10 protein-coding genes are annotated in these 13,419 nt (G+C 57.7%); 6 read left to right on the forward strand and 4 right to left on the reverse strand.

From position 1 onward, the window contains the following. Positions 1 to 70: 70 nt before the first annotated feature. The 4 genes from sufD to PSR62_RS03800 all read left to right on the forward strand — a co-directional run bounded on the left by sufD (position 71) and on the right by PSR62_RS03800 (position 4,003). On the forward strand, positions 71 to 1,381 hold the full coding sequence (gene sufD / locus PSR62_RS03785; RefSeq protein ID WP_274406494.1) for a Fe-S cluster assembly protein SufD: 1,311 nt from the start codon (positions 71 to 73) through the stop codon (positions 1,379 to 1,381). 180 nt (positions 1,382 to 1,561) lie between these two features. Beyond that, on the forward strand, positions 1,562 to 2,470 hold the full coding sequence (locus PSR62_RS03790) for a hypothetical protein (protein WP_274406495.1): 909 nt from the start codon (positions 1,562 to 1,564) through the stop codon (positions 2,468 to 2,470). A gap of 119 nt (positions 2,471 to 2,589) precedes the next feature. Next, on the forward strand, positions 2,590 to 2,826 hold the full coding sequence (locus PSR62_RS03795) for a hypothetical protein (protein WP_274406496.1): 237 nt from the start codon (positions 2,590 to 2,592) through the stop codon (positions 2,824 to 2,826). Between the two features lie 196 nt (positions 2,827 to 3,022). Then, complete coding sequence (locus tag PSR62_RS03800) at positions 3,023 to 4,003, forward strand: type I phosphomannose isomerase catalytic subunit (protein ID WP_274406497.1); 981 nt, start codon at positions 3,023 to 3,025, stop codon at positions 4,001 to 4,003. 128 nt (positions 4,004 to 4,131) lie between these two features. Here the strand turns inward: PSR62_RS03800 and PSR62_RS03805 are convergent, their stop codons facing one another. The 4 genes from PSR62_RS03805 to PSR62_RS03820 form a co-directional block, all read right to left on the reverse strand. Then, positions 4,132 to 5,313 carry a Gfo/Idh/MocA family protein gene (locus PSR62_RS03805; RefSeq protein WP_274406498.1) on the reverse strand — a complete coding sequence of 394 codons (1,182 nt, stop codon included), beginning with the start codon at positions 5,311 to 5,313 and terminating at the stop codon, positions 4,132 to 4,134. Between the two features lie 284 nt (positions 5,314 to 5,597). Continuing rightward, positions 5,598 to 7,505 carry a MutS family DNA mismatch repair protein gene (locus PSR62_RS03810; RefSeq protein ID WP_274406499.1) on the reverse strand — a complete coding sequence of 636 codons (1,908 nt, stop codon included), beginning with the start codon at positions 7,503 to 7,505 and terminating at the stop codon, positions 5,598 to 5,600. A 5-nt stretch (positions 7,506 to 7,510) separates the two neighbouring features. Next, entirely contained in the window at positions 7,511 to 9,019 is a 1,509-nt protein-coding gene (locus tag PSR62_RS03815) for a hypothetical protein (RefSeq protein ID WP_274406500.1), read from the reverse strand. 293 nt (positions 9,020 to 9,312) lie between these two features. Continuing rightward, positions 9,313 to 10,683: a Gfo/Idh/MocA family protein gene (locus PSR62_RS03820; protein ID WP_274406501.1), complete on the reverse strand. Its 1,371-nt coding sequence runs from the start codon at positions 10,681 to 10,683 to the stop codon at positions 9,313 to 9,315. Positions 10,684 to 11,119: 436 nt separating this feature from the next. On the opposite strand from PSR62_RS03820, the gene PSR62_RS03825 reads away from it, so the two are divergent. Next, positions 11,120 to 12,394 (forward strand): radical SAM protein, encoded by a 1,275-nt coding sequence (locus tag PSR62_RS03825; protein ID WP_274408328.1) that lies wholly within the window; start codon positions 11,120 to 11,122, stop codon positions 12,392 to 12,394. Between the two features lie 3 nt (positions 12,395 to 12,397). Continuing rightward, positions 12,398 to 13,375: a hypothetical protein gene (locus tag PSR62_RS03830; protein ID WP_274406502.1), complete on the forward strand. Its 978-nt coding sequence runs from the start codon at positions 12,398 to 12,400 to the stop codon at positions 13,373 to 13,375. Positions 13,376 to 13,419 lie beyond the last annotated feature (44 nt).

Consider the following 13,419-nt stretch of genomic DNA (forward strand, 5'->3'; position numbering starts at 1 on the left):
TCAAGAGCGTTTTCACCGAGCGACATTCCGTTTTTCAGCTACCGCAAAACACTCTTTTCATTTTTTCTCCATGACCACCACCTCGACCCTCACTTTCGATGCCGCAGGCTTCGAAGCCTTTCTCGCATCGCGGAAAGATGAACCGCAATGGTTGACCGATCTGCGCCGAGAATCGTTTTCGCATGCAGATGCGATGGATTGGCCCGCTCGTCGTAGCGAAGAATGGATCCGCACGGACATTCGAACGTTCCAGATCAAAAAGTTCGCTCCGCCCGTGGAAGTTCCCGCTGGCGAAGTTCCCTCGGTTCACCAACTTCGCGATGGAGTCGAACCGGGCGGCGTTTTGGAAACGTTTGACAGCCAAGTGATATCCGAATCGCTCGACGAAGAACTGGCCGCCAAAGGTGTCATCTTTGGCAGCTTGGAACGTCTTTGCCGCGAGCAACCTGAGAAGGTTCGCCCGTTCCTGTACACGGTCGTTGATCCCGACCACGACAAGTTCGCTGCACTGCATGCGGCGTTCTGGTCCGGTGGTCAGTTCCTGTATGTGCCTCGCGGCGTTGTGATCGAAAAACCGATTTACCTCGGTTCGACCTTGAGCGACGGCGGAACCGACACGGCTCACACCTTGATCGTGTTGGAAGACGGCGCCGAAGCGACGGTTCTGCACGAGTGCAACAGCGTCAATTCAGAAGCCGCCGGTTTGCACATGGGTGCGGTCGAGTTGATCCAGAAACCCGGTTCGCATCTGCGGTACGTCAACGTCCAAGAATGGGGCCACAAGACGTATCACTTCGCGCACCAACAAGCCACGATCGATCGCGATTCGCAGCTTCAATGGACCATCGCCGCGATGGGTTCCGGATTGTCCAAGGTCAACCAATCGGTCGACATGGTGGGTGCCGGAGCCAACTGCCAAGTCAACGGCGTGATGTTCACCGAAGGCCGCCAGCACTTGGCCTACCACACCCAGCAATACCACCGGGCGCCAAACTGCCACAGCGACTTCTTGTACAAGTCCGCTCAGCAGGACAAGAGCCGCACGGTGTGGCGTGGGATGATCAAGGTCGACAAGATCGCTCAGAAGACCGACGGTTACCAACGCAACGACAACTTGGTCCTGTCGCATCACTCGCGAGCCGATTCGATTCCTGGACTGGAGATCGAAGCCGATGACGTGCGTTGCACCCACGGCAGCACAACGGCGAAGGTTGACGAAGAACAAATCTTCTACGCTCGTTGCCGCGGCTTCACCCAGAAGGAAGCCACTCGCATGATCGTCAGCGGATTCTTCCAGCAGATCTTCGACCGGATCACGATCGAAAGCGTCCGCGACGCACTGGCCGCCGCGATCGCACGCCAAGTCCGCGAATACGAGTGATCTCGTATTCAGAGTCAACTCGATTTGCGATTGAGACCGACGCGGTCTTTGACAGCTCAATTTCAGGTTTATCACCGTAGCGAAAGTCATCAAGACTTTCGGGATATCGTCAAGCAAGTCGAAGGCTCTTGACGAATTCCGCTACCCGAACAATGAGCTGTCCCAGACCACGAGGACCGCATGGCACCAACCCAACGAATCGTGCGACTGCAGTGGCTGGCCTTCGGGTTGATCGCCCTCGGCGCTGTGATTCAGTTTGTCGGCAATGGATCTGTCACGGAGGTGGTGTCCAGTTTGGTGATGATGACCGGGTTCATGTGGTTCATCACTTGGTCAGCGATTCAGAGCGTTCTTTGCCCAGGGCGAATCTGGGTCAGTGTTCTGAAGACGTGGCTGATGTTGCACACACTTGTGCTGCTGTTGATGACGGTGCAATTGTTGAATCTGTGGTTTCAGGGGCACACGACACGCTTGTCGAACTGGGCGAATCATTGGTCGGTGGTTTCTGGGGTCTCATTCGCGACGATCATCTCACTGCTGGCGACGATGTTCTGGGTGGGCGGATGGAAATGGTTTCGGATTCGCCTGCGTGATCGTTTGAGCGGCGACCCAATCACGTCTGCGAAGGTATCGTTGGTCGATCTGATGCTGTTGACGACGGTCGTTGCGATCTACATCACGGTTGCTCGTCTGCAACAGAAATGGGTTTTCGAACCGAATGAAGGATTCTTGGGGCCTGCTTTTGCTTTCTTCATCGTTCTGATGGTGTGTTTGACGGCGGGCTTCATGGGATGGCTCGTCGTGTTGTTGCCAACTTGGGTCTCGATGGCTCGGCATTGGAGCGTTCTTCGCCGTCGCGTCGTCTGGAAGGCGTTTTATCTCGCATGGGCGGTGTTGGCAGCGATTGCTTGGATTGGGAACTGGACGGAACCCAATTTCTGGATCACGTTCTTGGTGACCGCGGGCTGGATCGTGTGCAATCTTTTGTTGGTGCATTGGTTGGTCGTCAAACATCTAACTTTCATTGGGCTCGAGTGGTATCGCTTGCCGAAGGTTCGGTCCGAAAAGGTGACTGATCCGCTCCGGTGACATCGTTCAGAACCTCGTGACACCGGCCGGCTTATTTTGCGAGCATTCAGGTATAATTGAATAACGGTTTTCCGATCGTCAATTCACGCAGTCAAAATCAGTTTTCAGTAGCGAAGAGTATGAGTTCTTCCTCTCGTTTCGATCCGTTGCGTTCCCGCGTGGCTCAGGCGGCCAGCACGTCGCGAGAGCAACGCGTGCTAGTGGGATTGGAACATTCGGAACTGGCGATCCGCGTGGTGGAAGATGGGATTCGCGAGCGTGATCTACCTGCCGATGAAGCGACGGTCAAGCGATTGTTGTTCGAGCGGATTGAGTTGATGCGTCGCATGCAGAATAGGACCTTGTCGGAGCAGTGAATCTTCAACAATCGGTTTCGAGAATCATCGCCGCTCTCAATGAGGCTGGACTGGGTGACATGCTCGTCGGATCGTTCTCCAGCATGTACTAACGCATGGGCGTTGGCGATTGAGTCAGTGAAATGAACGAAGGCGTTGAGAATAAAATCAGGTTCTTGCTTACGACACACTTTGCTGGAAACAAACGGACACTTTCATGACTTCGACACCACTGCGTTTTTGCCCCCTGCTGAAACAAACCATTTGGGGCGGACGCCGATTGGGCGAGATGCTTCATAAGCCCATCGGTGAGGCCGATGACTACGCCGAGAGCTGGGAGATTGTCGATCATGGTGACGACCAAAGTGTCGTCACCGATGGCGAACTGGCGGGGCAATCGTTGGGGGAACTGTTTGCCAACCGTCGCCAGTGGTTGATGGGCAAGGACTGGGTGGAGGCCAACCCCAATGCGAAAACGTTTCCTTTGCTTCTAAAGTTCCTGGATTGCAACCGTGTGTTGTCGGTGCAGGTGCACCCGGACGATGCCTACGGTGCGACGATGCAACCGCCGGATCTGGGCAAGACCGAGGCTTGGGTGATTCTGCACAGCGAACCCGACAGTGTGATTTACTCGGGGCTGAAGGCTGGCGTTGATCGCGAATCTTTGCGAGAGATGATGTTGGCGGGTGAGACCGATCGTGCATTGCACTCGTATCATCCCGAAGTGGGAGATTGCGTCTTCATTCCTGCGGGAACGGTGCACGCTTTGGGCGGTGGGTTGGTGGTCGCGGAGATTCAACAATCCAGCAACACCACGTTTCGGTTGTTCGATTGGAATCGCGTGGATGCGTCGGGCAAATCCCGACCGCTGCACATCGAATCATCGCTGGAAGTGTCGGACTACGAACGCGGGCCGGTGGATCCCATTCGAAAGCCGATTCAGAGTGGAACGGAAACGTTGGTGGAGTGCGACAAGTTCGTGCTGCGACGCGTGCACGACACCAATCAAACGATCGCCGGTGATGATCGTTGTCACTTGGTGACCGTGATCTCAGGGGAGGCGGTTCTGTCGAGCGGAAACAACACCACCAAATTGGCGACGGGCGAGAGCGTGTTATTGCCCGCCGCGTGCGACCAGATGGAATTGCAGGCCGGAGAATCCACCGTGCTGTGGATGTCACCACCGACCAGCATTTGATTCGAAAACTGTACCGAAAGAGCATTCTTTTTCTAGCGGAGCGGCGCAAGCCGCCCGGTGCCTCGATACCGGAGGGCTCGCGCCCTTCCGCTACAAAGGGAACCGGGAGGTCGTCCTGCAACAGCTCTCTAGAAACGCGAAAGCGGGTTGTCGCGGTGCTTCAATGGAAACTGCACCACGGCGCCGTTTTGACGGTGTGATTCGAGAACGGCACAAACCATCTCGACGGTCGTTCGTCCCTGACTCGCATTGCAGAGCGGCTGGCGATCTTCGCGAATCGCGGCGACCAAATCGCGAGCGGGGAAGCCATGGTGTTCGACCATTTGCCTCAGGTCATCTCGCGGTTCGGGTTGGCCGACTCCCGCGGCCGTGATGGGGATCCAGGCACTTGGTTCGGTGGGCGTGTGGAATGGATTACCGGGCAACAGATACGCCAGCGGACTCTTGTCGATGTGAATCGCGATCGTGCCTTTGCTTCCAATCAATCGCAAGCCAAACCCTGCGTTCTCGGTGCCATCGCTGGCAATGGAATCAAGCGTCGCGACGATGCCGCTTTTCATCTGATAGCGAGCGTGCACGGCGTTGCCGGCCATCAACCCCAGACCTTCGCGGCCTTCTCGGACGTCGGATGGTTTGACCAAACGGCCGTCTTGCATCAGGGATGCGGAGCAAGAGACCGGGTCGCCGGCCAAGAAATGCGTCAGGTTCAGGACGTGGGTTCCCAACACCCACAGATCTTCGACGCCACCGCGATGATCGCTTTTGCCCCGACCGCGAATTTCGAGAAGACGTCCGATTTCACCGGCCTCGATCAGCTCGCGCAGGAGGGGCAGTGTGGGGTGGTATCGGTTTCGATGAGCGATCGCGATTTTCGCGTTGTGTTGTTTGCTCGCGGCAATCAGCGAGTCGGCTTCTGCGGGTGTCGGGACGAACGGCTTTTCGAGGTACACACCACGGGCACCGGACTGGATCGCTGCCAGCGCCATGTCGTGATGTTGGTCCACGTGTCGTGGGCACACCGCCACGATGTCGGGGCGAATTTCATCCAGCATCACGCGGTAATCGTCATAGCCCCGGTCCACCTTCAGACGCTGTTGGGCTCGTTTCAGCCCGTCCGGATTGGCATCGGCGATGGCAACCAGTTCAGTGTCGGGCAATCGTTGCCAGATGCTATCGAGTCCATGACCAAAGTCGCCACGACCCGTGTGCCCGATCGCGACTGCTCGCAGCGAGTCCGAGTTGGCTTGGGCCAGGGCAGGTGCCGCGAGGCTGGCGGCGGCAGTGGCGGCGAGAAAGTGTCGTCGTTGCATGATCGATCACTCAGAAGGTGGGGAGTGTTGAGGGAGAGCGGCGGGGGCTCGATCATAACTGGAAATCGAGCGTGCTGTTTGATGGGAGGGCATTGCACACCGCTTCTCATGCCCGGCCCTCACCCTCGCGTACGCCTGAACGGCGTTGCTCGACGTCTCCCCAAACTTCGTTTCGGGAGAGGTTGTTGTAGAAGGAAGAGACGTCACCCATCGGTTTGGCCAACGGCCATGATCAACCTGACACGAAGAGTTGAAAAAGGCCTTTGGCCATCGAGTGGGGAACGCTACTTCTCGCCCAAGCCGACGATCTCGAGCAGTCGCAGGGCGTTGGTGGTGGGGGACACGCCGTCGCGCATCTTGTAATCGAACGTCATTCGTTCATCACCGCTGGCGTCGGGCGTGATCGTTTCACGGAAGTGAACGGTGTGGGCGAGCTTCATCAGTTCGGGATCATCGGCGAGTTCCAAATCGTGCGTCGTGATGGCTCCGATCGCACCCGCGTCGACCAAGAACCGCAGTACACGAGCGACGGCGATCTGACGTTCGCGACTGTTGGTTCCCTGCAGGATTTCGTCGAGCAAGAAGAACTGAATTCGATTGGTGGAGCCAGCGGCACGTTGCTCGGCCAGCTTGCGGGCATGCGTGACAACGGCGGACAGACGATTCAGTTCTGCCATGTAGTACGAGACGCCTTGGCTGAGGTCATCGCTGACTCGGATACTGGTTCCCATCTCGACGGGCGGCAAACTCATGTGTCGACAACACACGGGTCCGCCGGCCATGGCGAGGGCCACGTTCAGGCCGGCGCTCCGCAGCATCGTGCTCTTGCCCGACATGTTGCTGCCGGTGACCAGCAGCAGCGTTCCGGTCGGGCCAATCGTGACATCGTTGGTGACGCGGGCCTGTTCGGGCAACAGCGGATGCCCCAATCCTTGCAGGGTGATGGTGGATTCGCCTTCGAGCCATTCAGGCGACGACCATTCCGGCGAATCGTGTTGCAGAGCAGCGATTGACATCAAGGCTTCGAGTTCGCCGAGGGCATCAAACCACTCGGGGATCTGGCTGGCGTAACGCGACTTCCAGCCTTCCAGTCGGCGCAGCACGCGAACATCCCACAACCAGAACGCTTGCAGAGGCAGATACAGCAGGAACGTGGACGCGGCTTGTTTGAGGCCGCCCATCCGAGCGATCTTGGCTAACTCACGCATGCCCTGAGAAGCCGATTGCGAACCCTCGTCAACGCTGAGCAACGTCCGGCGAATGTGAGCGGTGGGGCCTGCGGGATCAGCAGGTGATTCCGGCAACCAAGTCGCCGCGTCGAACAGTTCGGCGTAGTCGTTGACGCTGCGCCGGGATGCCATCGCGATTTGAAAGATGGCCGCGACGGGGCCGAGCAAGAACGAGCCGATGGCGAGGTTCAGCACCGCGATTCCGATCAGCCCGTACATCCCCATTCGGACCCAATCGCCCTGATCCGTGATCGCACCCAAGATCATGCCAAGAAGGATGGCGATGGCAACAACCGCAGTGAAGTTGCCCCAGGGGATCAACCATCGATGCGGTGGCAACCAATTGGGTTCCTTGGCCCACTCGACGAACGACACCGGGTCGCCGGTGCTGCCGCCGATGTCGCGGGCGAGCACATAAAATCGCAATCGGTTTTCAGGTTGGTCTGCCAGATGTTTGACCGAGGCATGTCGGTCTGTTGCGAGTGGTGGATCAACGGGGCTGCACAACCAATTCGCCAAGGTGCGAACACCAGGTGTGGTGGCGGCCATGGAGGTCAATTGGAACAGCGACGCGTCGCCGACCAAGTCCAGGTCACCCGCCAAGGCTTGCTGCTCGGGCGTGAGTTGGATCTCCGATGCACGGATGCCGACACTGTCGCGGGCCAGTGATTTCCAATCGCGATTTTGGCGAGCTTGCAATCGATGCAAGGTTCGCGAATGGTTGCGAAGCAGTTCCATCCGTTCGCGAATGGTTTCGTTGCGAACAACCGTCACCAGGAATGCGATCAGGGACCCAGCCGCCACGCAAATCCAGATCACGTGTTGGGTTGCAAGTGAAAAACCAATGCCCAAAACCAATCCGACAAAGAACACCATTCGCCAAACGGCAAATCGTGAGTCGGAAGCTTCAAGGTCCTTCAAGTCGTGATCGATGGTCTCGATCTGGGAAGCGTAATCGGACATCCGTATCAGGCTGCATCCAAAGCGGTGGAGGACCGGCGTGAGGGACGCGAACGTCCATCAATGACTTTCGTCGCCACGCGGTCTTGAAGGTTGGGTCGAAAAATGGTCAGCAACAACAGTGGCAAGAACCAAGCCATGTACAGTCCACCGCCGTAGCCATGCCAGAACTGAGCCGCGACCATCAGAGCGGCGGAGCAACTGATCAGAATGCCCAAGTTCTTTTGCCCGGGCCAAACCGCGAAAAAGAAGCTCAGGATCACGTAGCCGACGATCACTGGCAAACGCCAAATGGGATTCCAACCCAGTTCCCAGATCCCGGTCAGTTCATGGGGGCCTTTGTTGGGATTGAGCACCCCAAACATCCGCTGGACATGAGTCAGGAAGGGTTCCCCACCGGCGAACGCAAGCAACGCCATCAACACCGTCAGCGCGACCAACACGGCGCCCGCGAATCGCCCGACACCGCGTTGCCAATAGAAACTGCACCACAGTGGCAACAGGAACAGCGGGTAGTACAACAACCCAGCCGCGGCACCAATGAACAATCCCGCGATCAGAGGTTTGCGATACATCAGCACCGCCCAGAGAATCAGGGCCGCGGGGACCACGTGATCGACTCGGCCGGTCATCTGAGCGGTGTAGGGCATCAGCAGATACAGCGTCGCACAACCGGCACCGGCGCGGAGGTTTCCGAAGTGTCGGTTGCCGATCAATAAGATGCCGATCAGGACAGCGGACTGAGCCAAGATCGCAATGATCTTGGCAACCATGGTTCGGCGTTGTTCAGCGGCGGTCAACTCGGCCATCGTGGGAGGCTCCGCACCGGCAATCGCTTCGCTGATCGGCCGCGTGGGAATGGCTGGCAACATGTTGATCAGCGCGTACCCGGGCCCCAATTTGGGACCTTGTTCCTGTTGGATCTCGGGGGTGCTGGCAACGACATTGGCCATCATGAAGATGAACAGCGAGATTCCCAGAAAGTTCAATCCGCCGGTCGTGAGATTGGGATCCAGGAGCGGTCGCCGCACCATCAAGGGATCCAGCAACATTCGCACGAGCACCAGAAACTGGATGCAAAACAACGTGATGAAACCGGTCCGCTGCAACTGCGCCGCCCGTTGGTAGGCATCGGACCCCTGCAGTGTCGTCAATTCTTCCGAGGTCAGTTCACGCAGTGCTGGCGGTGATTCGGGTTCGGCCGGTGCTTCGGGGAGGGCTTCGTTGTTCGGTGATAATTCGGTGGGCGCAGCATCCTCGCGTTCCGCTTCCACGGGAATGGAGTTGGCGGCGGCACTGATTTCTGCCGAAGCCAATCGGGCCAGACGTGTTTGCCGGCGGTAGCCTTCGTTGACCATCAACAATCCGGGAGCCAGCAAGATCAACAGCACGATGTCGAGGTTGCGGATGCTCCAGAACCGACGGAAGACGAAGAACAGTCCAATCGTCAAAAACGACGACAAATACACCCACGTCGTTGGGTCAGGGCGTCGGTAATAGAGGAGGAATTCGCTCATGGTCGTAGGATAAACGTCTGAACCAACGGCGGATATAGCGGGCGGTGCAGTTCCGCCCAGAACGCGGGCTCCGTTGGCTTGCATTTTTCCCGCAAAACGGACGTTTGGCTCACAAAGCGGTGGCTGCCTCGCTCGCCCGGGCGACCAAGTGCAGCTCCACCACCATTGCGAACCCTGGTCGCTCCGAAAGAATTCGCGCGGGCAAAACAGAAAAAGCCGCCAAGGTCCCTGCGAATCAAATCGCGGGAATCTTGGCGGCTCCGCATGGTGGGGTTGGTTGGCGGGACCCAGCCTCAGCCCATTTCGATTTCGTAGCCTTCGCGATACGGACGGGCCAACATCGAGTTGGCCTGTTCGTCGCCCACGATTTGCTCGGTCGCGTTGTCCCACTTCAGTTCGCGGTCCAAGCGAGCCGAGATGCCAGCCAGGTGACAGACGTTGAGCATTTCCATGTGCGTGTGCACATCGGAGATGGGCTCGAGTCCTGCGCGGTGGCAGTGCAGGAAGTTGAACCAATGGGCACGACGCTCGTTGTGCTCGATCGGCAGGCCTTTGTAGACCTTGGAGATGGCGTCTTCGGGCAACGGGTTGTCTGTCAGCTCTTCGACCGGTTTGCCGGACAAGTTGCCTCGGCTGACAAAGAGGCGACCCTTTTCGCCTTCGATCAACACGCCGTTGCGAGTGTCATTGCGAATGATCATTTCAGTGCCGCCAGGGTAAGCGACCTTGAACTGGAACGCAGTCGCGGTGTTGTAGCGATCGATCTGAGCCGGTTTGCCGTCTTTGTATTCGACGGGATGCTCGGAGGTTCCGCCGATCGACACGGGGCCTTCGGTTTGGCCGTTGAGCTTCAGGGCCCAGTTGCAGATGTCGACGTGGTGAGCACCCCAGTCGGTCAGTTTGCCGCCGGAGTATTCGTACCACCAACGGAATTCGTAGTGACCGTTGGATTGCTTGCCGTTTTCCGAGCGGCGGTAGTCCACCTTCGGCGCGGGGCCAAGCCACAGGTCCCAATCCAACGCTTCGGGTGGTGCCGCGACTGGCAAGGCTTCGCTGGTGGGAGCACCACCGATGGCGGCTTGCACACGATGGATTTTGCCGAGGCGTCCTTCGTTCACGATCGCCATGGCTTTCACGAACTTGTCGAAGGTGCTTCGCTGTTGCGTACCGACTTGGACAATTCGCCCGGTCTCTTTTTGAACTTTGCGAATCAATTTGCCTTCGTCGATCGTCAACGTCAGCGGTTTTTCACAGTAGACGTCCTTGCCGGCGTACAGGGCTTCGATCAAAGGTTTGGTGTGCCAGTGATCCGGTGTCGCGATGTGAACGACTTTGATGTCGTCGCGTTCCAGCACCTTTCGGTAATCCGAGTGCATGGCCGCTTTGCCACCACTGAATTGATCGTTGGCTTGTTGAGCGCGGCTGGAATCGGCATCCGCGATGGCGACCAAGTTCAGCCACTGCTTGGCGGAGTTCAGGTTGCCGCGTCCCATGCCGCCAGCACCGATGAGGCCGATGTTGACCTTGTCGTTGGCGATTTCGTCGGCCAACGAACGAGGTGACCAAGCGAAGTAAGGGGTCATGGCCACGGCGCCGGCGGCCGCTTTCAAAACCGTTCGACGATTGGTGGGAGCGGTTTCAGGTTTGGGTCGATGCTGGTTCAAGGGGGGAGCCTCAAAGGAGGAAAGTGGGCTGGCAAGGAAGGCGAGGTGGTCGCCGCTGGCGGTCGATGAGGCGGATCGTTGCCTCGGCAGACGCCGCTTCTTCGTGCAGTCGATTCGTGCAGTATACTCGAATGAGTCGACCAAAATCGAGCCAACATGAATTCCGACGCCCTCAATGGATGCCGCAAAAGGGCTCCTTTTCCCACTCGGGACCCGCTGGAGGACTGGTTTCGCTTCGGCGGCGTGAGCCAGGATTGCTTCGCCATTAAGATGAGACGGCACTGAGCTCCCCCAGCCGAAGCTCCCCCAGCCGAAATAAGCTGAGTTGTGAGTGGGACTCGGACAATGAGCCTGGACTTTTGACAACGAATTTGGTCGCCTGAAAGGCACCGAAGATTCAACGCCCCAATTGATTGAGATACCGATGTACCTCCGCATGGCCAAACGATTCGCGATGGAAACCGACAAACGGTTGCTCGCCAAAGCCGTCTGGGCACTTGGCGTGAAAGGGTTGCGAAGCGTTCACCGACACAAACGTCGGCTTAAACGAGGCGAGTTCTTTCCGCCGTTTTTGTATCTGTCGGTGATCAACAGCTGCAACCTGCGTTGCCAAGGTTGCTGGGTCGATGTCGCGGCGAAGCAGCAGAAGATTGAATTGGAGGCTGCCAATCGAACGATCGAGCAAGCCAAGGCGATGGGCAACAGCTTCTTTGGCATCTTGGGCGGCGAGCCGTTCATGCACAAAGAACTCTTGGATTTGTTTGAAGCTCATCCGGATGTCTATTTCCAGGTCTTCACCAATGGGCACTTCATCACCGACGAAGTCGCGGCTCGACTTCGCAAATGTGGCAACGTCACGCCCCTGATCAGTGTGGAAGGATCGGAGATCATCAGCGACACTCGGCGAGGCCGCGATGGGGTTTTGAATCAAACCATCGCCGGCATCGAAGCCGCAGTTCGAAACAAATTGCTGGTCGGTGTTTGCACCAGCGTTTGCAAATCCAACATCGACGATTTGGTCCGCGACAAATGGGTCGATCGATTGATCGAGATGGGGGTGATGTACACCTGGTTCCACATTTACCGACCGGTTGGCCCCGAGCCCAACCCGCAGTTGGCACTGTCCAGCGAAGAGCAACGCCGTGTGCGTCAGTTCGTGGTCGACACACGAGCGACCAAGCCGATCATCGTCATCGATGCTTATCACGACGATGCCGGCAACGCGTTGTGTCCCGCGGTCACTGGGTTCACGCATCACGTGGGGCCTTGGGGTGACATCGAACCCTGTCCCGTGATTCAGTTGGCCACGGAATCGATTCACGACAGCAAACCGCTCAAAGAGACGTTCAACGAGTCCGGCTTCCTGCGTGACTTCCGTGAACTGACGGCTCAGAACACTCGCGGATGTGTGATCATGGAACGTCCCGATTTGTTGCTCGATCTGGCGGAGAAGCACGGGGCCCGTGACACGACGGCTCGCGGGAATGTGTTGGATGAACTTCGCAACGTGGAACCGCGACGCAGTCAGTATCAACCGGGCGATGAGATCCCGGAACGCAGCTTCGTTTATCGTTGGGCCAAGAAGTACGCGTTCAATGACTTCGGAACGTACGGCAAACATTATCAAGAGAGCCAGTATCGCGATCCAGACCAACAGCCACCGACGTCATCGGTGGAAAAGCCCGATTCGCAATTGCCGGTGCTCAACTGATCGATGATTGTTCCGGAGCATTGGGCGGAGGCGAGCGATCGCATTGACGGGGCAAAGACCAAGCGGTTGGTCAAGCGATTTGGCTGGTCCGACGTCAGCGTGGAAGAGGCTCAGCGGCACGCCAATCAACGTGTTGCCGATGCCATTGCGGAAATGCAACGCGGCGAGATGTTGCCGTTCACCGAGCCCAAGGTGGCTTACAACGGTGCTGACGGATTGCCGATTCGCGAGGAGATCATTGACCGTCGCGGCGACGCCGTTCTGACTCGCAATGGCTATGGGGCGTTGTGTTTGAACACGCCCGACGTCCTGTTTGCCGATGTGGATGTGCCGCATTCCAGCGGCTGCATGGTGTACCTGGGAACGTTTGTTGTCAGCGTTGTGGGGTTGTTCTTGGTGGCCCACCAACTGGACATCACGAACCCGATTTTCCTGGTGTTGTTTCTTTCCATGCTGTCGGCTGCGATCTTTGGCAGCTTGATCGAAACGGTTCGCCGCCGAGTCAGCGGCACGCCTCACACGATTGCACGCAAACGCATCGCGTCCTTCGCGAAATCGCATCCCCAGTGGAAGTTACGTCTCTACGAGACGCCCATGGGTTTTCGTGTGTTGGTGACCCACGCCACGTTTGATCCACGAGGAGCCGAAGCGTTGGACTTCTTTGATCGGATCCAAGCCGATCCGGTTTATGTGCGGATGTGCTTCAACCAGAATTGCTTCCGCGCTCGGGTGTCACCGAAGCCGTGGCGGATCGGGATGAGCGAACACATGAAGCCACGCCCGGGCGTGTGGCCGATCGCACCGGAGAGGCTGCCAGTTCGGGAGGCTTGGGTGAAGCAATACGACCGAGCTCGCCAGCAACACGCGGCGTGTCGCTACGTGGATTCGTTTGGCAACGGGCGGCCTTGCCGGGAAGCCAATGAAGTCCAGCGATGGCACGATGAGTTGTCAGCCGCCAATCAAGCTTGGCCAATCGCCTAGTAGCGAAAGTCGTCAAGACTTTCGGTTTTCCCGCAACCAACGAA

The organism is Rhodopirellula sp. P2 (genome assembly GCF_028768465.1).
GTDB lineage: Bacteria > Planctomycetota > Planctomycetia > Pirellulales > Pirellulaceae > Rhodopirellula.

Bases quoted from the DNA above. Each gene is read 5' to 3' on its own strand.
- sufD (WP_274406494.1), top strand. From the start codon at position 71: ATGACCACCACCTCGACCCTCACTTTCGATGCCGCAGGCTTCGAAGCC.
- PSR62_RS03800 (WP_274406497.1), top strand. From the start codon at position 3,023: ATGACTTCGACACCACTGCGTTTTTGCCCCCTGCTGAAACAAACCATT.
- PSR62_RS03795 (WP_274406496.1), top strand. From the start codon at position 2,590: ATGAGTTCTTCCTCTCGTTTCGATCCGTTGCGTTCCCGCGTGGCTCAG.
- PSR62_RS03825 (WP_274408328.1), top strand. From the start codon at position 11,120: ATGGCCAAACGATTCGCGATGGAAACCGACAAACGGTTGCTCGCCAAA.
- PSR62_RS03830 (WP_274406502.1), top strand. From the start codon at position 12,398: ATGATTGTTCCGGAGCATTGGGCGGAGGCGAGCGATCGCATTGACGGG.
- PSR62_RS03790 (WP_274406495.1), top strand. From the start codon at position 1,562: ATGGCACCAACCCAACGAATCGTGCGACTGCAGTGGCTGGCCTTCGGG.
- PSR62_RS03805 (WP_274406498.1), bottom strand. From the start codon at position 5,313: ATGCAACGACGACACTTTCTCGCCGCCACTGCCGCCGCCAGCCTCGCG.
- PSR62_RS03810 (WP_274406499.1), bottom strand. From the start codon at position 7,505: ATGTCCGATTACGCTTCCCAGATCGAGACCATCGATCACGACTTGAAG.
- PSR62_RS03815 (WP_274406500.1), bottom strand. From the start codon at position 9,019: ATGAGCGAATTCCTCCTCTATTACCGACGCCCTGACCCAACGACGTGG.